The sequence below is a fragment of the Leclercia sp. GLN_9 genome (assembly GCF_043105735.1).
GTDB classification, from domain to species: domain Bacteria; phylum Pseudomonadota; class Gammaproteobacteria; order Enterobacterales; family Enterobacteriaceae; genus Enterobacter; species Enterobacter adecarboxylatus.
On the sequence record NZ_JBICLV010000004.1, the window covers coordinates 362,675 to 385,653 of the forward strand.

The 22,979-nt window shown below is 56.4% G+C and carries 23 protein-coding genes; 7 read left to right on the top strand and 16 right to left on the bottom strand.

Going from position 1 to position 22,979, the window contains the following annotated elements; all coding sequences use genetic code 11:
• Positions 1-17 precede the first annotated feature (17 nt).
• Entirely contained in the window at positions 18-554 is a 537-nt protein-coding gene (locus tag ACF8PE_RS01810) for a YniB family protein (RefSeq protein WP_117386206.1), read from the bottom strand.
• Positions 555-697: 143 nt separating this feature from the next.
• Between ACF8PE_RS01810 and hxpB the strand changes: the two genes are divergently transcribed.
• From hxpB to ACF8PE_RS01830, 4 genes are all read left to right on the top strand, one after another.
• A complete protein-coding gene (gene hxpB, locus ACF8PE_RS01815; RefSeq protein WP_032617731.1) occupies positions 698-1,366 on the top strand; it encodes a hexitol phosphatase HxpB in 669 nt (222 codons plus the stop codon).
• A 147-nt stretch (positions 1,367-1,513) separates the two neighbouring features.
• Positions 1,514-2,275 (top strand): 2-dehydro-3-deoxy-D-gluconate 5-dehydrogenase KduD, encoded by a 762-nt coding sequence (kduD, locus tag ACF8PE_RS01820; RefSeq protein WP_077226389.1) that lies wholly within the window; start codon positions 1,514-1,516, stop codon positions 2,273-2,275.
• Positions 2,276-2,367: 92 nt separating this feature from the next.
• Positions 2,368-2,958, top strand: coding sequence for a metal-dependent hydrolase (locus tag ACF8PE_RS01825; RefSeq protein ID WP_032617729.1), 591 nt, complete (start codon positions 2,368-2,370; stop codon positions 2,956-2,958).
• A 129-nt stretch (positions 2,959-3,087) separates the two neighbouring features.
• Positions 3,088-4,479, top strand: coding sequence for an L-cystine transporter (locus ACF8PE_RS01830; RefSeq protein ID WP_032617728.1), 1,392 nt, complete (start codon positions 3,088-3,090; stop codon positions 4,477-4,479).
• A gap of 58 nt (positions 4,480-4,537) precedes the next feature.
• Here the strand turns inward: ACF8PE_RS01830 and cedA are convergent, their stop codons facing one another.
• Positions 4,538-4,792, bottom strand: coding sequence for a cell division activator CedA (gene cedA / locus ACF8PE_RS01835; protein ID WP_071886525.1), 255 nt, complete (start codon positions 4,790-4,792; stop codon positions 4,538-4,540).
• A 198-nt stretch (positions 4,793-4,990) separates the two neighbouring features.
• Between cedA and katE the strand changes: the two genes are divergently transcribed.
• Positions 4,991-7,249, top strand: coding sequence for a catalase HPII (katE, locus tag ACF8PE_RS01840; RefSeq protein WP_077226390.1), 2,259 nt, complete (start codon positions 4,991-4,993; stop codon positions 7,247-7,249).
• Between the two features lie 81 nt (positions 7,250-7,330).
• Here katE and chbG read toward each other — a convergent pair whose 3' ends face one another.
• The 7 genes from chbG to osmE all read right to left on the bottom strand — a co-directional run bounded on the left by chbG (position 7,331) and on the right by osmE (position 13,183).
• Entirely contained in the window at positions 7,331-8,089 is a 759-nt protein-coding gene (gene chbG, locus ACF8PE_RS01845) for a chitin disaccharide deacetylase (protein ID WP_103792866.1), read from the bottom strand.
• Between the two features lie 11 nt (positions 8,090-8,100).
• Positions 8,101-9,456, bottom strand: a complete 1,356-nt coding sequence (locus ACF8PE_RS01850) for a 6-phospho-beta-glucosidase (protein WP_103792867.1) — start codon at positions 9,454-9,456, stop codon at positions 8,101-8,103.
• 103 nt (positions 9,457-9,559) lie between these two features.
• Complete coding sequence (gene chbR / locus ACF8PE_RS01855; RefSeq protein ID WP_032617723.1) at positions 9,560-10,378, bottom strand: transcriptional regulator ChbR; 819 nt, start codon at positions 10,376-10,378, stop codon at positions 9,560-9,562.
• A 28-nt stretch (positions 10,379-10,406) separates the two neighbouring features.
• Positions 10,407-10,763: a PTS N,N'-diacetylchitobiose transporter subunit IIA gene (gene chbA / locus ACF8PE_RS01860; RefSeq protein ID WP_032617722.1), complete on the bottom strand. Its 357-nt coding sequence runs from the start codon at positions 10,761-10,763 to the stop codon at positions 10,407-10,409.
• Between the two features lie 46 nt (positions 10,764-10,809).
• The gene (chbC, locus tag ACF8PE_RS01865; RefSeq protein WP_032617721.1) at positions 10,810-12,168 is read right to left on the bottom strand and encodes a PTS N,N'-diacetylchitobiose transporter subunit IIC; all 1,359 of its coding nucleotides are present in this window, start codon (positions 12,166-12,168) and stop codon (positions 10,810-10,812) included.
• An 84-nt stretch (positions 12,169-12,252) separates the two neighbouring features.
• Positions 12,253-12,570: a PTS N,N'-diacetylchitobiose transporter subunit IIB gene (gene chbB, locus ACF8PE_RS01870; RefSeq protein WP_032617720.1), complete on the bottom strand. Its 318-nt coding sequence runs from the start codon at positions 12,568-12,570 to the stop codon at positions 12,253-12,255.
• Positions 12,571-12,841: 271 nt separating this feature from the next.
• A complete protein-coding gene (gene osmE, locus ACF8PE_RS01875) occupies positions 12,842-13,183 on the bottom strand; it encodes an osmotically-inducible lipoprotein OsmE (protein ID WP_032617719.1) in 342 nt (113 codons plus the stop codon).
• A 231-nt stretch (positions 13,184-13,414) separates the two neighbouring features.
• Here osmE and nadE point away from each other — a divergent pair, with 231 nt between their 5' ends.
• Positions 13,415-14,242: an ammonia-dependent NAD(+) synthetase gene (gene nadE, locus ACF8PE_RS01880; protein ID WP_032617717.1), complete on the top strand. Its 828-nt coding sequence runs from the start codon at positions 13,415-13,417 to the stop codon at positions 14,240-14,242.
• Positions 14,243-14,327: 85 nt separating this feature from the next.
• Positions 14,328-15,215 (top strand): excinuclease Cho, encoded by an 888-nt coding sequence (gene cho, locus ACF8PE_RS01885; protein ID WP_165717689.1) that lies wholly within the window; start codon positions 14,328-14,330, stop codon positions 15,213-15,215.
• Here cho and ves read toward each other — a convergent pair.
• The 7 genes from ves to ACF8PE_RS01920 form a co-directional block, all read right to left on the bottom strand.
• A complete protein-coding gene (ves, locus tag ACF8PE_RS01890) occupies positions 15,184-15,741 on the bottom strand; it encodes an environmental stress-induced protein Ves (protein ID WP_059308162.1) in 558 nt (185 codons plus the stop codon). The two genes, cho and ves, sit on opposite strands and share 32 nt — an antisense overlap.
• 296 nt (positions 15,742-16,037) lie before the next feature.
• Positions 16,038-16,526: an ATP-independent periplasmic protein-refolding chaperone Spy gene (spy, locus tag ACF8PE_RS01895; protein ID WP_032617714.1), complete on the bottom strand. Its 489-nt coding sequence runs from the start codon at positions 16,524-16,526 to the stop codon at positions 16,038-16,040.
• Between the two features lie 338 nt (positions 16,527-16,864).
• Entirely contained in the window at positions 16,865-17,830 is a 966-nt protein-coding gene (gene astE, locus ACF8PE_RS01900) for a succinylglutamate desuccinylase (RefSeq protein ID WP_059308163.1), read from the bottom strand.
• A gap of 10 nt (positions 17,831-17,840) precedes the next feature.
• Positions 17,841-19,166, bottom strand: coding sequence for an N-succinylarginine dihydrolase (astB, locus tag ACF8PE_RS01905; protein WP_032617710.1), 1,326 nt, complete (start codon positions 19,164-19,166; stop codon positions 17,841-17,843).
• Entirely contained in the window at positions 19,153-20,640 is a 1,488-nt protein-coding gene (gene astD / locus ACF8PE_RS01910; protein ID WP_234549070.1) for a succinylglutamate-semialdehyde dehydrogenase, read from the bottom strand. The genes astB and astD overlap by 14 nt, the downstream gene beginning before the upstream one ends.
• Positions 20,637-21,671 carry an arginine N-succinyltransferase gene (gene astA, locus ACF8PE_RS01915; RefSeq protein ID WP_077226397.1) on the bottom strand — a complete coding sequence of 345 codons (1,035 nt, stop codon included), beginning with the start codon at positions 21,669-21,671 and terminating at the stop codon, positions 20,637-20,639. The genes astD and astA overlap by 4 nt, the downstream gene beginning before the upstream one ends.
• The gene (locus ACF8PE_RS01920) at positions 21,668-22,888 is read right to left on the bottom strand and encodes an aspartate aminotransferase family protein (RefSeq protein ID WP_234549072.1); all 1,221 of its coding nucleotides are present in this window, start codon (positions 22,886-22,888) and stop codon (positions 21,668-21,670) included. Before ACF8PE_RS01920 ends, astA begins: the two co-directional genes overlap by 4 nt.
• Positions 22,889-22,979 lie beyond the last annotated feature (91 nt).

Sequence of the window (22,979 nt, forward strand, 5' to 3'; positions counted from 1 at the left end):
TGCCCGGCGGCGTATACTTATAACAGGCCGAGAAGGGAAAACAGGAAGTACCCGGCGATGATCATCAGCACCGGCAGTACATAGAGGGTGAAAATCTGCAAAAAGATGGTGTGGTTCGGCACCACAATACGCGATTCGATCTGTTCGCGCGTTAACCCTTCATCCCCTTTCGCATTCTCCAGAATCAACTGGGCCTCCAGCCCTTCACGAATAAGACGCGTCTGTCGGCGCATCCGCGCACCTGAAGCCTGCAACGCCAGGGCGATAAAGATCAGGGCAAAGATGATCCAGAAAGCAATGTTCATGCCCTGCCTGAAGTCGGGTGTCGGAGAGTTGTACCAGAAGAAATTCAGAAACGGCGTGTTAAAGCGCATCATTTCGATCATGACATGGGCAAAATCCAGCATCACGGCATTGATCCCGGCCTGCTTTTCGCTGTGGTCATAGATAAATTTCAGGACGGAAATAATGGTTGAGATGACTGCCGGGATAAAAATAATCCATCCGGCGATGATCTTCAGTATTGCTACCCGTCCAGCTTGTTGATATGTCATCGGTTCCTCATTTTTAAAATACATCCTTTGAGGCTAAGTCTACCTGCTGGATCTCATTTTCGCCCGTTCTTTGCAGGCGATATGGTAAATTGCTGGGGTTAGGTAGTCTTTATCACTGCTCACCCCAAGAAAGGAGAAGTTGCATGTCGACTCCGCGTCAAATTCTTGCAGCCATTTTTGATATGGATGGATTACTGATTGATTCCGAGCCGCTCTGGGATCGTGCCGAACTGGATGTGATGGCCAGCCTGGGCGTGGATATCAGCCGCCGTCACGAACTGCCGGATACCCTGGGCCTGCGTATCGATATGGTGGTGGAACTCTGGTATGCCCACCAGCCCTGGTCAGGCCCTGGCCGTGACGAGGTGACCGACCGCATCATCAACCGGGCGATTACGTTGGTGGAAGAGAACCGTCCGCTGCTGAAAGGGGCGCGTGAAGCCGTGGCCCTGTGCAAGGCCCAGGGGCTGAAGGTTGGCCTGGCTTCCGCCTCGCCGCTGCATATGCTGGAGAAAGTGCTGATTATGTTTGATCTGCACGACAGCTTTGATGCGCTGGCTTCGGCAGAAAAACTGCCTTACAGCAAACCGCACCCCCAGGTATATATGGACTGCGCCGCGAAGCTCGGTGTCGACCCGACCACCTGCGTGGCGCTGGAAGACTCAGTCAACGGCATGATTGCCAGCAAAGCAGCGCGGATGCGCTCTATTGTTGTCCCCGCCGAGGAGAACCGGCATGACGTCCGCTACGCGCTGGCAGACGTTAAACTCGACTCACTGCAGGACCTTACCGTGGCGCATCTGCACGGGTAATTAATGTCAGCGGGCAGCGCCGGGTTGCCCGCAAACATGATCAACATAAAATTTTTAAAACATCATTTCATTTTAATTTGATATTCCCATTTGCTGCTTCTATGCTTATCTCAGAACAACTATACCCCCCTACTTTCTGAGGTTTGTATGATACTGGATGCCTTTAATCTTTCAGGAAAAGTTGCCATCGTGACCGGCTGTGATACCGGTCTTGGCCAGGGCATGGCGCTGGGTCTGGCACAGGCAGGCTGCGACATCGTGAGCGTCAATCGTCGGATCCCCGAAGAGACTGCCGCAGGCGTGAAAGCACTGGGCCGCCGTTTTATGGCAATCCAGGCCGATCTCAGCAAGCAGGACGGCATCAATGATATCGTCGAGCAGGTTGTCGCCGGGATGGGCCGCGTGGATATTCTGGTCAATAACGCCGGTACCATCCGCCGGGAAGATGCCCTGACCTTCAGCGAAAAGGACTGGGATGAGGTGATGAATCTCAACCTGAAATCGGTCTTTTTCCTGTCGCAGGCCGTGGCCCGTCAGTTCATCGCCCAGGGGCAAGGGGGCAAGATCATTAATATCGCCTCGATGCTGTCATTCCAGGGGGGGATCCGCGTTCCTTCGTATACCGCATCGAAAAGTGGCGTGCTGGGTATCACCCGCCTGCTGGCTAACGAGTGGGCACAACATGGCATCAATGTGAACGCCATTGCGCCGGGTTATATGGCGACTAACAATACCCAGCAGTTACGCGATGACGAGCAGCGCAGCAAAGAGATCCTCGACCGCATTCCGGCGGGTCGCTGGGGCAAGCCGGAGGACCTGCAGGGTCCGGCAGTATTTCTGGCCTCGTCAGCCTCGGATTACGTCAACGGCTATACCCTCGCCGTCGATGGAGGCTGGCTCGCACGTTAACCGCTTTGTGACAAAGAGTTACACCGTCACTACTTCCGTATACTGTATAAAATCCCTATACTGGATGCATTGACAGTTTAGTGGGTTTTATCATGACGGCGGAAGGTCATCTGCTCTTTTCTCTCGCCTGCGCAGTGTTTGCCAAAAACGCTGAGCTTACACCTGTGCTGGCGCAGGGCGACTGGTGGCATATCGTGCCATCGGCAGTTTTGACCTGCCTGTTACCTGATATCGATCACCCCAAGTCGCTGCTCGGGCAGCGGCTGAAGTGGATCTCCAAACCCATTGCCCGCGCCTGCGGCCATCGCGGTTTTACCCATAGTCTGCTGGCGGTCTTTGCCGCCCTCACGCTCTTCTATTTAAAAGTGCCCGACAGCTGGCTGATCCCGGCGGATGCTATCCAGGGAATGGTGCTGGGCTATCTGAGCCATATTCTGGCCGACATGCTCACTCCGGCGGGTGTTCCCCTGCTGTGGCCCTGCCGCTGGCGTTTTCGTCTGCCGATCCTGCGCCCACAAAAAGGCAACCAGTTAGAGCGCGCATTGTGCATGGCCCTGTTCGCATGGGCGGTGTGGATGCCGCAGACGCTGCCGGAAAACGGTGCCGTGCGCTGGTCTTCGCACATGATCAATTCCCTGCAGTTTCAGTTCAATCGCTTTATTCACCATCAAAGTGAGCAGTAACTGGACAAATTCAGGCGTTTTGGCATAACCCATTCCATTTGGATATAAGCGACGCGATCACACTTCTGATAATCTTGCGGCAATAAGGTCGGACCTAATACGATCTGCTATTCAATCAGGAGAACGGGGATGAATTTTCCATTAATCGCGAACATTGTGGTGTTCGTTGGCTTACTGTTGTTGCTGGCGCAGTCGCGTCACAAACAGTGGAGCCTCGCTAAAAAAGTTCTGGTCGGTCTGGTAATGGGCGTGGTCTTCGGGCTGGCGCTGCAGGCCATTTACGGTGCCAGCAACCCGGTACTGAAAGACTCTATCCAGTGGTTTAACGTAGTCGGTAACGGCTACGTCCAGCTGCTGCAGATGATTGTCATGCCGCTGGTATTTGCCTCTATTCTGAGCGCTGTTGCCCGTCTGCATAATGCGTCTCAGCTGGGTAAAATCAGCGTTCTGACCATCGGCACGCTGCTGTTTACTACACTGATCTCCGCCCTGGTGGGTGTGCTGGTTACTAACCTGTTTGGCCTGACCGCCGAAGGCCTGGTGCAGGGCACCGCGGAAACCGCGCGTCTGACCGCCATCGAGACCAACTATGCGGGTAAAGTCGCGGATCTTACCGTACCGCAGATGCTGCTCTCCTTTATCCCGAAAAACCCGTTTGCCGATCTGACCGGGGCCAACCCAACGTCAATCATCAGCGTGGTGATTTTCGCTGCCTTCCTCGGTGTGGCTGCGCTGAAACTGCTGAAAGATGACGCTCCGAAAGGCGAGCGCGTCCTGACCGCCATCGATACCCTGCAAAGCTGGGTGATGAAGCTGGTGCGTCTGGTGATGCAGCTGACCCCATACGGCGTTCTGGCGCTGATGACCAAAGTGGTGGCAGGCTCTAACCTGCAGGACATCATCAAGCTGGGCAGCTTCGTGGTGGCCTCCTACCTCGGCCTGGGCATTATGTTTGTGGTTCACGGCATCCTGCTCGGCGTGAACGGCGTCAGCCCGCTGAAATATTTCCGTAAAGTATGGCCGGTGCTGACCTTCGCCTTTACCAGCCGCTCCAGCGCTGCCTCCATTCCACTGAACGTGGAAGCGCAGACCCGTCGTCTGGGCGTGCCGGAATCGATCGCCAGTTTCTCTGCCTCCTTCGGCGCGACTATTGGTCAGAACGGTTGTGCTGGTCTCTACCCGGCGATGCTGGCAGTGATGGTTGCACCAACGGTAGGTATTAACCCGCTGGATCCGGTCTGGATTGCGACCCTTGTCGGGATTGTGACCGTGAGTTCTGCTGGCGTGGCCGGTGTGGGCGGCGGCGCGACCTTCGCCGCGCTGATTGTCCTGCCTGCGCTGGGTCTGCCAGTTACGCTGGTGGCACTGCTGATCTCCGTTGAACCGTTGATCGACATGGGCCGTACTGCGCTGAACGTCAGCGGCTCAATGACGGCCGGTACGCTCACCAGCCAGTGGCTGAAGCAGACCGATAAAGCGGTGCTGGAAAGCGATGAACATGCGGAGCTGGCGCATCGCTAAGCGCCTCCCCTGCTAAAAAAACCCGCCTTCAGTGATGAAGGCGGTTTTTTATTATCTGTTAATCCTCAACTTCTTCTTCCTGGCGGACCTGCATCGCCCAACGTTGAGCCGACTCCGGCACGCTAAACGCCGGTGAACGGCGAAAACGCTCGCCAATTAGCACAAAGGCCACGTATTTGCCGCGTAACAACCACACGTCACGAAAGCCATCCATTTTGCTGGCATGTTCTGGCGGCGCGGGTTCAACGCGGGGCTGGTAACTGATAACAGGACGATTTTGTTGGCGAAGAGGTTTCATAAGCAGCGGGTTCACTAAAGCAAACTCAAAAATCAGTAAATTCCTATGATAGCCGATTGCCCCTCCTGCGTCGCGCCCCATGTGTCATCTCAAGCGTAAGCGGCAGCCAGAGATCGGGTTATCACCCGGTGTTCTACCCGTAATGTTCTATAGTTATTGAGTTTTAACGCAAATATGACCGTGTTTCAGTAATGAAAACAGGAGACGAGTGCAATGTCGCAAAATGATAAGACTCACCACCCGCAGCAATCCCCGGTACATGACGAAAACGAAGCGAAACCCGGGATGGATTCACTGGCTCCCGACGATGGTTCCCACCTCGCCAGCCCTGTTCCTACCCCGCCGGGCAAGGAGCCAACGGCACCCGGCAGCCTGAAGGCACCGCATACCGGCAATGAAAAGCTGAACGCGCTGGAGGCCGTACGCAAAGGCGGCGAAAACTGTCCGCTCACCACCAATCAGGGGGTGCGCATCGCTGACGATCAGAACTCGCTGCGCGCCGGGACCCGCGGTCCGACCCTGCTCGAAGATTTCATCCTGCGTGAGAAGATCACCCATTTCGACCATGAGCGCATCCCGGAGCGTATCGTTCACGCCCGCGGTTCAGCTGCGCACGGCTATTTCCAGCCTTACAAAAATCTGAGCGATATCACCAAAGCCGCGTTCCTCTCTGACCCGGAGAAAATCACCCCGGTGTTTGTACGCTTCTCCACGGTGCAGGGCGGCGCTGGGTCTGCCGATACGGTGCGCGATATTCGTGGCTTTGCGACCAAGTTTTATACCGAAGAGGGTATTTTTGATCTGGTGGGTAACAACACGCCGATCTTTTTCATTCAGGACGCACACAAGTTCCCCGATTTTGTTCATGCGGTAAAACCAGAGCCACACTGGGCGATCCCGCAAGGGCAAAGCGCGCACGACACCTTCTGGGACTACGTGTCGCTGCAGCCCGAAACCCTGCATAACGTGATGTGGGCAATGTCCGACCGCGGCATTCCCCGCAGCTATCGCACCATGGAGGGGTTTGGTATCCACACCTTCCGGCTGATTAATGCCGAAGGCAAAGCCACCTTTGTGCGTTTCCACTGGAAGCCGGTGGCGGGTAAAGCCTCGCTGGTGTGGGATGAGGCGCAGAAGCTCACCGGGCGCGACCCGGACTTCCATCGCCGCGATCTCTGGGAAGCCATCGAAGCGGGCGATTACCCGGAATATGAGCTTGGCTTCCAGCTGATCCCGGAAGAGGATGAGTTCAAATTTGATTTTGACCTTCTCGATCCGACCAAGCTGATCCCCGAGGAGCTGGTACCGGTTCAACTGGTGGGTAAAATGGTGCTCAACCGTAACCCGGATAACTTCTTTGCCGAGAACGAGCAGGCGGCCTTCCACCCTGGGCATATCGTCCCCGGGCTGGACTTTACCAACGACCCGTTATTGCAGGGGCGTCTGTTCTCCTACACCGACACCCAGATCAGCCGTCTGGGCGGGCCGAACTTCCACGAGATCCCGATCAACAAGCCAACCTGCCCGTACCATAATTTCCAGCGTGACGGGATGCATCGGATGGAGATCGACACCAATCCGGCCAACTACGAACCAAACTCCATCAACGACAACTGGCCGCGCGAGACCCCACCGGGGCCAAAACGTGGCGGTTTTGAGTCGTATCAGGAGCGCGTGGAAGGGTCCAAAATTCGCGAACGCAGCCCCTCTTTCGCCGAGTATTACGCTCACCCTCGCCTGTTCTGGCAAAGCCAGACGCCTGTCGAGCAGGAGCACATTATCGGAGCCTTCAGCTTTGAGCTGAGTAAAGTGGTGCGGGCCTATATCCGTGAGCGGGTGGTCGATCAGCTGGCGCGTATTGATATTACCCTCGCCCAGGGCGTAGCGGACAACCTGGGGCTGACCCTCAGCGAGGCGCAACGCAATATGGCCCCACCGCAGGATGTCAGCGGCGTGAAAAAAGACCCTGCTCTCAGTCTGTATGCCGTTCCCGGTGGCGATATCAAAGGCCGGGTCGTGGCGGTATTACTCAATGACGCCCCGCGGGCCAGTGACGTGCTGGCGGTGCTGCAGGCGCTGAAGGCGAAAGGTGTACACGCCAAGCTGCTCTACTCCCGAATGGGGGACGTGATCGCCGATGATGGCTCGGTGTTGCCGGTGGCGGCCACCTTTGAGGGATCGCCGTCATTGACCGTCGATGCGGTGGTGGTGCCCTGCGGTGATATCCAGAGTCTGCTGAAAAGCGGGGATGCCGTCTACTATCTGCTGGAAGCCTACAAGCACCTCAAGCCGATTGCGCTGGCAGGCGATGCGCGGCAGTTCAAACCCCTGTTGAAGGTAGCGGATCAGGGCGAAGAAGGGATTATTGAGGGCGATACCGCGGCAGGCGCGTTTATGGACGAGCTGGTCCTGCAAATGGCGGCGCACCGTGTCTGGTCGCGTCGCAGTAAAATCGCCAGCATACCGGCGTAAAAAAAGCCGGGTGGCGGCTTCGCCTCACCCGGCCTGGTGTATTTTTTCTGCCCGGTTAGCTTTGCGCTACCGGGCTGTTCCTCACAAATCCCTGAACGTCCCCAGACGATATCCGCGCTCGGCAATCGCATATTTCAGCGAGGTCGATGTCAGCACATCAAGTTCCGTCAGGCGCGGCCAGCAATAGGCGCTTTTACGAACGGTGTTATCAATAAAGGCCGGATGCGCCATCACTTCCAGCGAGGGTTCGCCCTGCTGTACAGAGTGATCCAGCACGCGCAAGAACAGCGCTTCACTGATTTCCTCGCCATAAAATGCGCTACTGAAACCGTCGGTGGTCGGCGGGAGTTCGGCGTTCAGTTCGCTGAAGCCTTCAGAGTGACGATCCACCCGCAGTGCCACCCCTTTACGGCGGGCAAACTCGGCCACAATGGGGAAGATGGCCGGGATCATATGCACATGATGATGACTGTCGATATGAGTCGGCTCACGTCCGAAAAGATCGACAAAGCGATTGAACTGACAGTCCAGCTCGCGGGCGATCTCATCGAGCGGCAACGTCCCCTGCTCTGCCATCTGCCAGATCCATTTGCCCAATTGCCCCTCCCGTGTCAGCCCTGGCATTGGCGTCAGCGGCATACCGAGCGTCAGAACAAAGTGCATGCCGACTCCCAGTTCCGGTAGCGCCCGGCTGAGTTCAGCGGCGTGCTCAATCGCATCGCCGTTAACCATGGCGGTGGTTGAGGTCACCACGCCGTGCCGACAGGCTTCCACAATGCCGTAGTTCTGGCCTTTTGACAGGCCAAAGTCATCGGCGTTGACGATCAGCAGATATTGCATAGTCATCCCTCTTAGTGCTGCTCACTTTTTAGCTTATCGACAGTGGCGGCAAAGTTTGGCAACCATTTTTCATGGGCCAGAATCAGGTCGCGTGCCAATTTCTCGGCATCACGATCGGACTGCACCAGCGGGCTGAGGTTCAGGGCCAGCAGCACGTCGTTCAGCTCGCCGCTGAGCGCCGCCTGACTTGCCGCCACTTCAAAGCCCTTGATGGTGTGGATCAGCCCCATCACTTTGTCATCGAAATGGGTCAGGCGGGGATGCGGCTTCGCCCCCTCGCGACCGAGGATGCAGGTCATCTCCACCGCCCAGTCGGCCGGGATATTATCAATGTGACCGTGGTGCGGCACGTTGACGTAATGCTCTGCCTGCTTGTCGTTGTAGATAGCGTTGATCACTTCGCAAGCCGCATCGGAGTAATATGCCCCGCCGCGCTGCTCCAGCTCTTTCGGCTTCACGTTCAGATCCGGGTTTTTATAGAGATCGAACAGCTGTTTTTCCACCTTCTGCACCACCTGCGCCCGGGCGCCGCCTTTGTAGTACTCGCCCATCTCAATCGCCAGCATCTCTTTCAGCTTGAAGTAATAAAGCAGATAAGAGCACGGCAACAGATTCAGGGAGCGGATCAGCCCTTCGCTGAACGGCAGGTCGAAAATATTTTTCACCGAACTGGCTTTCAGGGTGCCCGACGCCACGCCGTCCAGCAGTTCAGCGAAGCGTGACTCGCCGTTAACCAGCACGTCTTTGATAAAGACCATGTGGTTCAGGCCGAACAGGTCGATGGAAAGCTCATCGTTATCGGTCAGGGCCAGCACGTCGCGGATAAACATCTTCATGCCGATAGGGATATTACATACCCCGATAAAGCGTTTGAAATCGGTGTGGCGATAGACCGCTTCGGTCACCATACCGGCCGGGTTGGTAAAGTTGATCACCCACGCCTGAGGGCAGATCTCCTGCACGTCTTTGATGATGTCGAAAACCACCGGAATGGTACGCAGCCCTTTAAACAGGCCACCGGCACCGTTGGTCTCCTGACCCAGATAGCCGTAGCTCAGCGGGATACGCTCATCCAGCTCGCGCGCCTTAAGCTGGCCAACACGCAGCTGGGTGGTGACGAAATCGGCATCTTTCAGCGCCTGGCGACGATCGAGGGTTTTATGCACGGTCATCGGCACGCCCGCTTTTTTAACCATGCGCTGGCACAGGTCAAAAATAATATCGAGCTTTTCCTGGCCTTCGGCCACGTCCACCAGCCACAGTTCGCTGACCGGCAGTTCATGATAACGCTTGAGGAACCCTTCCAGTAATTCCGGGGTATAGCTGCTTCCGCCGCCGATGGTTACGACTTTCAGTTTCTTTTGCATAATATTCTCCCTGGGAGATCCGCCATTAGAGTATAGCGGTCCCGTCCCATATATTTAGGGCAAGCATTTAAATCGCTATTCCCGGCGGTGATCCCGCCGGACGTTAATTAATAACCGTGATATTTTTCCGGTAGCTGTTAGGTGTAAAAGAGGTCAATTTCTTGAAGGTCTTAATAAACAGGCTCGGACTGCTATAACCGGATTCGTAAGCAATATCCGTCACCGAATAGTTGGTGATCTCCAGCTGTTTTCTGGCGAAATTGATCCGTATTTCATTAATTATTTGCACCGGCGTTTTCTGATAATAACGCTGGGTCGCCCGGGTCAGGTACTCTTGCGATTTACCCGACAGGGCCACCATATTCTCCAGCGCATTTTCCCCAAAACGCAGTTTGTCGTGCATCATTTCAACGGTGGTACGCAGCCATTGCGGGATATCGTCCGTCACCTGCTGCTCTTCGCGATGGTGGCGTAAGCGGTTGACGACATAGAAGGTCACCGTTTCAATAAATTCATCAAATTCACTGTCACGAAAGTTAAGCGAGGCAATAACAGTGTCGATCCAGTTCAGGAACTCACTTTTGACGTGATAAACCTGCGAGGCCACAAAGCAGAACGGCAGCAGCGGCGCGTAGTGGGTTTCGAAGAAGCGTTTACTGACGCCAACGTTGAGAATGCGCGTGGCACCAAAGTCATAAAAGCTCTGATGATGGGAACCCATGGGGATAAAGACGAAGTCCCCGCGCTCCAGCAGCACCCGCTTGCCGTTGATCTCCTGAAAATAGCGGCCGGTCAACACAATGGTGAATTCATAGTAGTCATGCTGATGCAGACCGCTAATGCTCTCCACCTTGTTGTAGATAAACACATGAAAATTTTTACCATTGAACAGCTGTTGTTCCCGGGCGGTAGTGATTTCCATTGCGCTGACCTCCTGCTATCAGTCTGACTTACTGCATTTTCTCGTGAAGTTCGATGAGTTCCGCCACCAGCTCACGCGCCAGCATGGAGGTCATCAGGTGATCCTGGGCATGGACCAGCACCAGGCTGACCTTCATCTTACCTTCACCCTGATCGCTTTCGATCAGTTTTGTTTGCACCAGGTGCGCTTCATTCAGCGCGGTGCGCGACTGGGCCATCATCTCTTTCGCCGTATCGAAATCACCTTGCTTGGCTTTTTTCAGGGCGCCGTACGCCAGACTACGCGCCTGACCGGAGTTGATGATAAGCCCCATCACCACTTCTTCAAGGTCGTTCTCTGCTACGTTTTCCACTTCTTCTGCAACAACATGGTCTAAATCAAACATTTTCGTTTCTCCTGTACTGACGCGGGTTGCCCCGCGTCAGACGACATCAGAATTTCAGTGCCAGAGCGATCTCTTCTTCGCTCTCTTCTTCATCAATGGTGGTCTGGGCCTTGTTAGCGATGGCAACGAACGGCATATAGAGCAGGGTCGCCACACCGAGGTTAAACATCGCCACCAGGAAGGCCGCTACGCTGCCGTTGGTGTTGAAGAAAGCCCCCAGGCCCGCTGGCATGGTCCACGGCGCAATGTTGGTCACCGGCGGGATAATGCCCAGGTAGTAGGCGGTCAGGGTTATGGCGGCCAGCAGCGGTTGCACCAGAACAAACGGAATAAACATCACCGGGTTCATGATAATCGGCAGACCGAAGAGGATAGGCTCGTTAATCTGGAAGATGCCTGACGGCAGCGCCAGCTTCGCCACCTGACGGTGATCTGCACGACGGGAGGTGATAAACACCGCGATAATCAGACCCAGTGTCGCCCCGGTACCGCCCAGGAAGATATAGGAGTCGAGCATCGGTTTGGCCCATACGTGGAAGGTTTTACCGGCCGCCAGCGCCGCGTCAACGGAACCGTACTGCTGGTAGAGTGCCACGTTTTCCAGCGCCCACGGCGTCATGATGCCGCTGTCCAGCGCGGCCAGCGCCAGGGAGCCATGTACGCCAAAGAACCATAGCAGGGAGGTGAAAATCACGTAAGCCCAGCCCACGACGCCACCCATAGAGGCCAGCGGTGTGGAGATGGTGTCCATGATGATCTGGTGGAAGTTAGTGCCCCAGTGAGAGAGCGCCCAGGCGATGGTGCCCATGATGGAGAGAATAATGAAGCCAGGGATCAGCGCCGAGAATGAGCGCGACACCGATGCCGGTACGCTGTCGGGTAAACGAATCACCCAGTTGCGACGAATAATAAAGGTAAACATTTCCGCCACGACCAGGCCGATCACGATACCGGAAATGATGTTTGCCCCGCCCAGCCAGTTGGCCCCCACCGCGTAAGCTTCACCGACGCTGTAGGGAGTCACGGTCATAAAGGCAGCGACAGATAATAAACCGGCGGCCAGCGCGTCAACTTTACGCTCTTCTGCCAGCGCCATCCCAATAAAGAAAGGTGCCATCAGCGACATAATACCCAGTGTACCGTTGTACACATTGCCGCCGATGGCTTTGAAACCATTTAACGTTTCAATAGTTGAGGGATCTAAACGCACACCTAATGAATAGAAGAATGAACCATCACCGAAGCTAAGAAAAACGTTATTAATTAAAACGAACATGGCCCCCGCCAGGGTTAACGGCATAACTTTAATAAAGCCGTTTTTAATGGCGTTGACATGCGGTTGCTTTCCTATTTTAACTGCAAAAGGAAGGAGTACCTTTTCAAGCGCAGCAATAAATCTACTCATAGAAAATGCCCTTAAATGCCGCAATAATATTGCGGCGTAAGTGTGTGTGAAATTGCTCTTTGACGGGAAAAATAATAAATTAAATTAATTAGCAGCTTTTTTAATCGCCGCTACAGCAGCTTTAAGAACACCCAAACCATCCACTTTGCCGTACAGCGCAGAGTCGATCACTTCCACCGGTTTATTCGGTAACAGACGTTGAATTTCTGGCAACATATAAGCGATTTGTGGCCCTAACAGCACCACATCCGCATTGTTCCCTTTCTCACCCGCCAGGGTTTCCGGGAACGCTTCAATCACGACAGGTACTTCGTACTTCTCTGCCTGCGCGCGCATCTTTGACACCAGCAGTGACGTTGACATGCCCGCTGAGCAAAACAGATAGATATGTTTCTTTTCCATAGCAATTTCCCTCTAATGTGCTCACCGCTTCGCCACGATGTTCCCGCCTTGACCGACCGGAATCCTTCGCTGGCGTATCTGATGAATGGAGTATACGGCAACTGCTATCCGGGAGATAATTCATAAGAGACTACAATTGTCTCTCCTTGACCTGGTGTTATGACACCCTTCACATTTTAGGTAAATAATTCGCGGTGAGAATTAAGATGGGTAGCGACGTAAAAAAACCGGCCAGGTGGCCGGTTTGTCGCTTTGCTCAGGAAAAGCGATATCAGGCTTTAGGTGCCTGCGGATCGGTGTCATATTCCGCGCAGGTCTGGTAGCCGGAGTTGATCACGTGGCCAGTATCGTCGAGGGCCACAAAGTAAGTTTCAGTTTTACCATCGCGTTGACCCAGGATGTAGGTCTGGCAGGTGCCACGAGCGTGGATCATCGTCACTTCTGATGACGGCTTACCGGCCAGCTGCTGTACCTGTGCACGGCTCATCCCTTTCTTAACGTCTTTTACGACGGGTTCTTTAAACTGGTCAGCGGTACGGTCATACGCGGTACACCCTGCCAGTAAAGTCATTACTGCCGCTGCGCCTAACATTCCTGCTAAATTCTTGTTCATATTCCGTCCTCTTGTTTATCAGCGTGTTAAGTAAGCCTGGAATAGAAAACCACATTTTTCAACCTCAAGCGTGACGGCAAAGTTTTTTCGGAAAATTCCTGTAATTCAAGCATAAGCTACTAAATCGCTCTGATTCACCCAATTCAAATGTGTGATCCTTGTCGTTTTCCCCATGACGAGTTAGCTTTAACAGAACATCCATCAGGCAAATTTGTGTAACGGAGGGGCTAAATGGCTCTGCAACAAGAAATTATCCAGGCGCTGGGTGCCAAACCCACCATTAATGCGGAAGAAGAGATCCGCCGTAGCGTCGATTTTTTGAAATCCTATTTAACCCGCTTCCCGTTTCTGAAGTCGCTGGTGCTGGGCATTAGCGGCGGTCAGGACTCCACCCTCGCCGGGAAGCTCGCCCAGATGGCCATCAGCGAATTGCGTGCAGAAACAGGCAATGAATCCCTGCAGTTTATCGCGGTGCGTCTGCCTTACGGCGTGCAGTTCGATGAGCAGGATTGTCAGGATGCCATCGCCTTCATCCAGCCGGATCGCGTGCTGACCGTGAATATTAAAGAAGCGGTGCTGGCCAGCGAAAAAGCGTTGCGCGACGCGGGCATTGAACTGAGCGACTTCGTACGCGGCAACGAAAAGGCCCGTGAGCGGATGAAAGCCCAGTACAGCATCGCCGGGATGACCAGCGGCGTGGTGGTGGGCACTGACCATGCGGCAGAGGCGCTGACCGGTTTCTTCACCAAATATGGCGATGGCGGCACAGATATTAACCCGCTGTTCCGTCTCAACAAGCGTCAGGGCAAGCAATTGCTGGCCGCGCTGGGCTGCCCGGAGCATTTATATAAGAAAGCCCCTACCGCTGACCTGGAAGACGACCGCCCTTCTCTGCCCGACGAGGCCGCGCTGGGTGTAACCTATGAAAACATTGACGATTATCTGGAAGGCAAAACGCTGGATGAAGGCACCGCCCGGATTATCGAGGGCTGGTATCTGAAGACCGAACACAAACGTCGCCCGCCGATCACGGTATTCGACGACTTCTGGAAACAATAATTCTGTCGGGGCGGCCTCTGCCGCCTCTTTTTTAACCACACCACAGCTGCTACACTGTATGCCTGAACAGTATCAGGAGTATGTTGTGAGCAGGCGTCAATCGGCACCGCGGCTTGAATTCGAAGCAGCAGCTATCTATGAATATCCCGAACATCTGCGCCCATGGCTGGAGGCACTGCCGAAGCAGCCAGGCGTCTATTTCTTTCATGGCGACAGCGATGCCATGCCCCTATATATCGGTAAAAGCGTCAACATTCGCAGCCGGGTGCTGTCGCATCTTCGCACGCCGGACGAAGCCGCCATGCTGCGCCAGTCCCGGCGTATTACCTGGATCCAGACTGCAGGTGAACTGGGCGCGCTGCTGCTGGAAGCCCGTTTAATCAAGGAGCAGCAGCCGCTGTTCAATAAACGGCTGCGCCGCAATCGCCAGCTCTGCTCACTGCAGATCACCGAGGGCAAACCGCAGATAGTCTATGCCCGCGAGGTCGATTTTTCGCACACCCCCAATCTTTTTGGTCTCTTTGCCAACCGTCGGGCAGCGCTGCAAACCCTGCAGACCCTGGCCGACGAGCGTCAGCTCTGCTATGGCCTGCTGGGACTGGAGTCGTTAAGTCGTGGGCGGGCCTGTTTCCGTTCCGCCCTGAAACGCTGTGCCGGAGCATGCTGTGGGAAAGAGAGCGTTGAGGATCATCACCAGCGCTTAGTCGAGGGGTTGCAGGCGATTGGTGTCACCTGCTGGCCGTGGGACAGCGCCGTGGCGCTGAAAGAGTCGCGCCCGGATATGACCCACTACCATATTATCCATAACTGGCTCTGGCTGGGCGCGGTCGACAGCCTGGACGAGGCGGCGGACCTGCTGCGCACGCCCGCCGGTTTTGATCAGGATGGGTATAAAATTCTCTGTAAGCCGCTGCTGACCGGCAACTACGAGATCATTCCTCTTAGTGCCCCGGAAGCCAAAAAATCTCGCTGAACAACAGCGTTCCCTCCGCCTTCAGCAGCCGCAGCGTATGGTTGCCTTCGTGCCACCATGCGCCCTGATCGGCGGTGAGCAGCTTCTCACCCAGCTGCCAGGCGCCGCTCAGGACAAACACCACCCCGCCACGTGACGCAAACGTGGTAAAGGTGCGATCCGCCACCCGCACCTTTGCCCGACAGCGATCCCGGCGGGTCATAATATTGAAATCCATCGACATTTGTCCCTCTAACAGCTTTGCTTTGACTGGCAGATCGCCGGCAAAGCTGAAGGGCTGATGACGCTGTAACGTATGCGTAAACGCATTGCCGCCATCAAGATGGACTTCCCCTCCTTCCAGTAGCGTGATCACCCGATCAATGCCAGGCGAGACGGAAAAGTCGCCATTGCTGGCGAGGGAGGCAATACTGGCGCGCCAGTTAAATTCCCGGGTTGCGGGGGGAAAACAACATATTTCGCGTGTTTCACCGGCCCCGTTACGCCAGAGGCTGATCGGCATTTTACGGATATCAAAGAATTCCATCACCTCTCCGAATGGCGCAACAGGCGCCAGAGCAACCCGCGCAGGGCGGTCGCTTTTTGATTGTTATCGTTAGATCATCACTGTGTAGTATCGGCAGACGTGTCCAACGGCCTTAGCCTGACGACGAAAAAATCCGTAACGCCAGAAATTTCAAACACATTCTGCAAATCGATAACAGGAGAATACCGGGATGGCGGCGGCTGGCAAGAGGGCAGAAAAGAAAAAACCGCCGGACCTGTCCACAGCAAATATGCTTGGGTGAACAGGACTCCGGCGGTCTTGAATGGCTGAACCGATTATTCGGCTGGTGGGGTCATTTTACCTTCCGGCCCGGCACGTTCTGTCAGACGCTTCTCAAAATTCGCATCAAACTGTTTTTTCTGTTCCGGGGTCAGGATGTTGTAAATCTTGTTCTGGGTTTCCATGTGCGCCAGCATGCGGGCTTTGTTCTGCTCGGCCATCTTGTCGACCTGCGCCTGGGCTTTCGCTTTATCGAAGCTGTCGCTGGCGATGATGTCATGCATAGCGCGGCGCTCTTCAACCGATGGACGCTTCATCTGGTCACGCTGGCTTTTCATGATGTCGCGGATTTGCGTTTTCTGCGCATCCGTCAGATTCAGATCTTTAAACATCATGTCGTGATGCATACCCGGCTTGCCTTTGTGATGCATCATTTTGCTTTCGGCAGGTGCCGCGGTCGTGGTGGCGGTATCTGCGGCGAACGCCGCGCTGGTAGCGCCCAGAGCCAGGGTAGAGGCAACAAACAGTGCAGTTAATTTACGCATAATTTTGTCCTTCCTTTCAGTTATTCTTCGGCGCTATGCCGTGTTGACGAGATTCACTTTACGGGGTTTATCGTCAATTAATCAGAGCAAGGGTAAAACAATGAAAGTGTAAAAAACAAATTATCGTCAAATATGGAGAAAATAAGGATAAAGCGTGGAGAGTTGAAACAGAAATATACATCTGGCTGATTTTAAAGAGATTGTGAAGGAGTATACCGGGAAGAAGATTAATAATAAAGCAAACAGCCAGGAATAATCTGTAATAAAACAGGAGAACAATGAAATGGCTGAGAAAATAAACAACCCCATCGCATTACGCTGATGGGGTCAGAGGAGTGTCAGGTGATTTTTTCCAGCATCAGTCCGGCACGCAAACCAAAGGCCACGGCAGGGTTCGGGAACAGAACATATTCGGTCGGCTTGTGCACTTCGTAGCGTTCATCGCCATCCTCCGCCAGTAATACCCCCTGGCGAAATGGCGTAAAGTTGAGGGTATGCGCCGCCATGTGCAGCACGAAGGCCTCGCTGCGGCGAGTGATCTGCTGCACCACCCGATAGTGCTCAACAGGCTCAGCATGTTGCGCTGGCGCCTCGCCGCTCAGTAAAGCAAACAGCGCCCGATGGGTAGTGGCAAAACGCGACAGATCGTTATGGCCGAACGGCAACGCCTTGCCCAACTCCAGGGTACAGGCAAGGGCACCAAAGCGTTCGCAGCTAAAATGGGTGAATGTCCCGCCCGGCGCCTGATGAAAGACCAGCGCCTCCAGCCCGGCATCCCCCAGCCACTGAATAAATGCCTCATCCCACGGCTGATTGCGCTGGGGCAGTACGCCAAAACGCTCATGATACGAGGCGCGGATGGCGGTATGCAGATCGAGATGCCAGCGGTCGGCCCCTGCCTGCTGATAAAACGCACCCACCAGCTCCTCCAGCAGCGCCGCGCGCGCGGTCTCATCACAGGCCGGAAACTGCGCTCCGCGCCCGCTGAACAGGCGGTTGATATCGCAGGTCAGGTAGCGCTTATCGGCCCTCAGCGCCGGAGGATTGCCATAGATAACAAGCAGGCGGCAGCGTAGCGTCAATTCGCCACGAAACAGCGCCCGCACCAGCAGATCAACGATTTCCACCGGCGCGGTTTCGTTACCGTGGATCCCGGCCGAGAGCACCAGGGCACGCTCGCTCGCGACCTCAGGCGTGAACTCCAGTACCCCGCGCGCCAGCCAGCGCCAGTCAAAGGAGGCCCCTTTGCCCTGAAGGTGGGCAGGTGTTTCATCGGCCATCGTCAGCGCCAGAAAGTTTTCCATCAGGCCTCCTTTATTGCTGGAACGGGTAGACAGACCCGAGTTGCAGAATACGGGTCAGGGCATCCAGCGCCTCGCGCCCTTCGCGCAACAGCTGCGGATCCACCAGGTCGGCCTGAGTCAGACGGTCGCGATAGTAGCGGTCCACCCAGTCATTGAGGGTGTTAAACAGGGTCTCGTTCATCATCACCGCCGGGTTAACTGCCCGCTGCTCCTCGGGAGTCAGCACCACGCGCAGGCGCAGACAGGCCGGGCCACCGCCATTGGCCATGCTCTCGCGCAGATCAAACACCCGCAGCTCGCTGACAGGGTTATCTTCTGCCACCAGACCGTTCAGATAGCGCCAGACGCCAGGGTGATCCTGCGATTCTTGCGGCAGGACCAGTATCATGCTGCCGTCGTCGCGACTCAGCAGCTGGCTGTTGAACAGGTAAGTGGACACCGCGTCCTGGACCGACACTGCCCCGGTCGGCACTTCGATCGGCATGAAGCCGGGCACCCGCTCGCGCAAGGTCTGAAGCAGCGCAGGCTGATCGACAAACGCCTGCTCGTGGCAGAACAGCACCTGGCGGTTCGACACGGCGATCACGTCGTTGTGGAACACCCCCTGGTCAATCACTCTCGGGTTTTGCTGGGCGAAGAGGATCTGCCCGGGGTTGACCTGGTTCAGCCGGGCAACCGCCTGGCTCGCGGCCAGAGTCTGACGCGCCGGGTAGCGGGCCGGTGCCTCATTACCCCCCTCTTCACGACCATAGACGAACAGTTGCAGGCCCGGCTCGCCGTAGTCGCCGCCGAGGCGGTTGTGGTTTGCCGCGCCTTCGTCACCGAACATCGCGACCTGCGGCAGCGCCGTATGGACGCTAAAGCGGGATCCATCGCGGAAAATGGCGCGCAGCACCTTTTCGGTGGTACCGGCTTCACTGGCCCGGTGGAATTTGTTGTTCAGGTTGGCAACGGTAAAGTGCACTTTTCCGTCGAGCGTGTCTGCCGACGGGGCTACCGTCGCGGCATTCGCCACCCACATGGAGGAGGCGGAACTGGCGGCAGAGAGCAGCTGCGGCATCTGCGTGCCGGCCTTCTCCACCACCTGCTCATCGGTGCCGGTAAAGCCGAGCTGGCGCAGCACGCCGACGTTAGGCCGCTCCTGAGGCGGGATCACCGCCTGGGGAAAGCCTGCATCCGCCAGCGCCTTCATCTTTAACAGCCCCTGCTTTGCCGCCAGCTGCGGGTTGGAGATCTGAAAGCGGTGCTTAGTCGAGGCTTCATTGCCGAACGACAGCCCGGCATAGTGGTGGGTCAAGCCCACCAGCCCGTCGAAGTTAACCTCACGCGCTTTCATGACGCTTCTCCCGCGTAAAATCGAGGCCCGGACTCAGCTGCTCCGGCAGGACGATGGCCGGGGTTTCGAGGCTCGCCATGGGCCAGGCGCAGTAATCCGCCGCATACCAGGCGCTGGCGCGATGATTGCCGGAGGCACCCACGCCGCCGAATGGCGCGGTGCTGGCCGCACCGGTAAGCGGTTTGTTCCAGTTGACGATCCCGGCACGTGCCTCCAGCAGCAACTGGTCAAATTTTTCGCGTTCCGGCGAGATCAGGCCGCACGACAGGCCGTAACGCGTAGCGTTAGCCATCGCGATAGCCTGGTCGAAATCGTCATAACGCCATATGCAGAGCAACGGCCCGAAGACCTCTTCATCCGGCACATCACGCACGCCCGTCATGTCGACGATCCCCGGGGTCAGTAAAGAGGTGCCCGCCCGCACCAGGCGGGGATCGAGCAGCGACCGCCCGCCGCGGGCAACGTGTTCCCGCCAGACGTGATAAACGTTTTTCGCCGCCTGCTCGGAAATCAACCCGCCCATAAACGGCTGGTCGTTGGCATCCCACGCCCCTGGCAGCAGTTTCGCGCTCACCTCCACCAGCCGGGCGAGGAAGGCATCGCCTTCGGCACCGCTTTTTACCAGCAAACGACGGGCGCAGGTGCAGCGCTGTCCGGCAGTGATAAAGGCTGACTGGATCGTCAGGTGAACCGCAGCGTCGATATCCGCCGGGTCGTCAACGATCAGGGCATTGTTGCCGCCCATCTCAAGGGCCAGAATTTTCTCTGGCTGACCGGCCAGCTGGCGGTGCAGCTGATAGCCGGTCCCGGCGCTGCCGGTAAACAGCAGGCCGTCAATATCGCTCAGGGCACTCAATGCCTGCCCGGTTTCCCGTCCACCCTGGACGAGATTGAGCACGCCCGGCGGCAGCCCGGCCTGCTCCCACAGTTTTACCACCGCCTCACCACTCCACGGCGTCAGCTCGCTCGGCTTGAAGATCACCGTGTTACCCGCCAGCAGCGCGGGCACGATGTGGCCGTTCGGCAGATGGCCGGGGAAGTTATAGGGGCCAAACACCGCCAGCACGCCGTGCGGACGATGGCGCAGCGTGGCTGCCCCGTCGGCCATCTCGGTGTGCTGCTCGCCGGTACGGGTGTGGTAGGCCTTTATCGAAATGGCGACTTTGTTGATCATCGCGGTGATTTCCGTTGCCGCTTCCCAGCGCGGCTTGCCGGTTTCGCTGGCAATGATCCGAGTCAGCTCCTGCTTATTGGCTTCCAGCAGAGAGGCAAATTTCTCAACGATGGCCTGACGCGCACTGAAGGGTAGCTTTGCCCAGCCCGGGAAGGCCGCACGCGCTGCCCGGCACGCCTGTTCGACCTGCGCGGCGCTGGCATCGGCCCCTTGCCATAACCTCTCCTGTCCCACCGGATTGTATTTGGTGCGGGATTCACCTTCGCCGGTCACCCAGTCGCCATTGATCCATAAGTTCATGCTGTTTTCTCCTCGGGGCACAGGCGCACCATGCGAATACGATCGCCAGCGCGGCATTTCAGGGCATCCAGTTGTGCTGCGGTCAGCACCAGACGTTCACATTCAGGATCCACGCGCACCAGCGTGGCGCGGAACTGGTCATACTGTTCATTAGCGACCAGGCAAGCAGGCCACTCACCCGGCGCAGGCTGGCCTTCGGCTACTTCCACCAGACGGCTTTTGCGGATCGCCCTTACCCGGTCGATATCGCACTCCAGCGTCGGGCCGCCGTCAAAGATGTCGACATAGTTGCGGTAGCGGAAGCCCTCTTTCTCCAGCACCGCGCGCGCCGGGGCGGTTTGCGGATGCACCTGGCCGATCACGGCCTGCGCCTCAGGGCTGAGGAAATGGGTATAGATAGGGTGTTTCGGCATCAGCTCGGCAATAAAGGCTTTCTGTCCGGTGCCGCACAGGTAGTCGGCTTTGCTGAACTCCATCGAGAAGAAGCGTTCGCCCAGGCTTTGCCAGAACGGCGAGAAGCCGGTTTCGTCGATCACGCCGCGCATCTCGGCCACCACTTTTTCGTTAAAGCGATCGCGGAAGGCGGCCATAAAGAGAAAGCGCGATTTGGAGAGCAGATAGCCGTTGCCCTCCTTGCGCCAGTCGGGATCGAGAAACAGGCTACAGAGTTCACTGCTGCCGGTGTGATCGTTACTGAGAAACAGCGTGGGCAGCGCGTTGTAGACGTTCAGCTCTTTCGACGCGTGCACCAGGGTGCCGACGCGGTAGTTATACCAGGGGTCGTTTAATCCCACCGCCACCTCGATGGCGCAGATCCCGGCCACGGTGCCGGTGGCAGCTTCTTCCAGAACAAACACGTAACCCTGTTCGCCTTTCGGCAGCGTCCCTTGCCAGGTCTGCAGCGAGCGTTCGATGCGCGCCGAGAGCGTTTTTTCATCAACGGGAAGCGAGGTCAGCCCGCCTCCTGTTTTACCGGCAAGCTGCATGAGGGCGGATAAATCCCCGCGCTCAATGGGACGGATGACCATCATGATGACACCCCAGACTTCACACGATCACAGGCCAGCGCAAAGCGATCTAACCCGGCCTGCACCTCTTCCTCGCTGACGATCAGCGCAGGCGCAAAGCGCACCACGTTAGCCCCGGCGATCAGTACCATCACGCCCGCTTTTGCCGCTTCCTGTGAAATAAGTTTAGCTTTTCCGGCAAATTCCTCCGTGAGTACGCAGCCAATCAGCAGCCCCAGGCCCCGTATTTCTTTAAACAGCCCCGTTTTGCTGTTAATGGCTTGCAGGCGTTCGACAAACCAGTCGTGACGCTGCTTAACGCCGGTCAGCACGTCCGGGGTGTTGATGATATCCAGTACCTGACCGGCCACCGCCGATGCCAGCGGGTTGCCGCCGTAGGTGGTCCCGTGGGTGCCAACGGTCATCACCCGGGCGAATTTGTCGGTGGTCAGCATGGCACCGATTGGGAAGCCGCCACCGAGGGCCTTGGCGGTGGAGAGCACGTCCGGCGTAACGCCATAATGCATATAGGCATACAGCTCGCCGGTGCGGCCAACCCCGGTCTGGACCTCATCGAAAATCAGCACCGCGTTGTGACGATCGCACAGTTCGCGCAGCCCTTGCAGGAAGGCCTTATCCGCAGGCAGCACGCCGCCCTCGCCCTGCATGGGCTCGACGATCACCGCACAGGTGGTATCGTCAATCAACTCGCTGGCAGACTGGAGATCGTTATAGACCGCGTGGCGGATATCCGGCGGCAGCGGCGCAAAGTCCTGTGAATAGGAAGGTTGCCCGCCCGCGCTAACGGTAAACAGCGTGCGGCCATGGAAGGCATTTTTGAAGGCGACGATGCCGCTTTTCTGGTTGCCAAAGTTGTCGTGGGCATATTTACGCGCCAACTTCAGCGCCGCTTCATTCGCTTCGGCTCCGGAGTTACAGAAGAACACTTTTTCGGCGAAGGTGGCGTCGATCAGTTTTTTCGCCAGGCGCAGCGCGGGTTCGTTGGTGTAGCCGTTGCCGGTATGCCAGAACTTCGCCGCCTGGTCGTTCAGCGCCTGACGCAGCGCTGGATGCGCGTGACCCAGGGCGTTAACCGCAATCCCCCCGGCAAAGTCGATGTACTCTTTACCCTGTTGATCCCACAGGCGTGAGCCTTCTCCCCGTACCGGAATAAAAGCCGCCGGAGCGTAAACCGGCATCATCCATTCATCAAAGTTTTCACGCGTAATTGACAGAGACATAGCGACCTCATCCGGTAAATAAAAGGTTGATTAAATGTTAAATATTTTAGTGTTTGCGCTGTAAATGTAGATTGCAGCGATCGTGCCAGCC

Coding starts and splice junctions, on each gene's coding strand:
- chbR (WP_032617723.1), bottom strand. CDS start 10,378: ATGGAAATCACTACCGCCCGGGAACAACAGCTGTTCAATGGTAAAAAT.
- ACF8PE_RS01810 (WP_117386206.1), bottom strand. CDS start 554: ATGACATATCAACAAGCTGGACGGGTAGCAATACTGAAGATCATCGCC.
- katE (WP_077226390.1), top strand. CDS start 4,991: ATGTCGCAAAATGATAAGACTCACCACCCGCAGCAATCCCCGGTACAT.
- ACF8PE_RS01850 (WP_103792867.1), bottom strand. CDS start 9,456: ATGCAAAAGAAACTGAAAGTCGTAACCATCGGCGGCGGAAGCAGCTAT.
- ACF8PE_RS01920 (WP_234549072.1), bottom strand. CDS start 22,888: ATGTCTCTGTCAATTACGCGTGAAAACTTTGATGAATGGATGATGCCG.
- nadE (WP_032617717.1), top strand. CDS start 13,415: ATGGCTCTGCAACAAGAAATTATCCAGGCGCTGGGTGCCAAACCCACC.
- ACF8PE_RS01830 (WP_032617728.1), top strand. CDS start 3,088: ATGAATTTTCCATTAATCGCGAACATTGTGGTGTTCGTTGGCTTACTG.
- astE (WP_059308163.1), bottom strand. CDS start 17,830: ATGGAAAACTTTCTGGCGCTGACGATGGCCGATGAAACACCTGCCCAC.
- spy (WP_032617714.1), bottom strand. CDS start 16,526: ATGCGTAAATTAACTGCACTGTTTGTTGCCTCTACCCTGGCTCTGGGC.
- astA (WP_077226397.1), bottom strand. CDS start 21,671: ATGATGGTCATCCGTCCCATTGAGCGCGGGGATTTATCCGCCCTCATG.
- chbB (WP_032617720.1), bottom strand. CDS start 12,570: ATGGAAAAGAAACATATCTATCTGTTTTGCTCAGCGGGCATGTCAACG.
- chbA (WP_032617722.1), bottom strand. CDS start 10,763: ATGTTTGATTTAGACCATGTTGTTGCAGAAGAAGTGGAAAACGTAGCA.
- ACF8PE_RS01825 (WP_032617729.1), top strand. CDS start 2,368: ATGACGGCGGAAGGTCATCTGCTCTTTTCTCTCGCCTGCGCAGTGTTT.
- chbC (WP_032617721.1), bottom strand. CDS start 12,168: ATGAGTAGATTTATTGCTGCGCTTGAAAAGGTACTCCTTCCTTTTGCA.
- ves (WP_059308162.1), bottom strand. CDS start 15,741: ATGGAATTCTTTGATATCCGTAAAATGCCGATCAGCCTCTGGCGTAAC.
- astB (WP_032617710.1), bottom strand. CDS start 19,166: ATGAAAGCGCGTGAGGTTAACTTCGACGGGCTGGTGGGCTTGACCCAC.
- hxpB (WP_032617731.1), top strand. CDS start 698: ATGTCGACTCCGCGTCAAATTCTTGCAGCCATTTTTGATATGGATGGA.
- osmE (WP_032617719.1), bottom strand. CDS start 13,183: ATGAACAAGAATTTAGCAGGAATGTTAGGCGCAGCGGCAGTAATGACT.
- chbG (WP_103792866.1), bottom strand. CDS start 8,089: ATGCAATATCTGCTGATCGTCAACGCCGATGACTTTGGCCTGTCAAAA.
- astD (WP_234549070.1), bottom strand. CDS start 20,640: ATGAACTTATGGATCAATGGCGACTGGGTGACCGGCGAAGGTGAATCC.
- kduD (WP_077226389.1), top strand. CDS start 1,514: ATGATACTGGATGCCTTTAATCTTTCAGGAAAAGTTGCCATCGTGACC.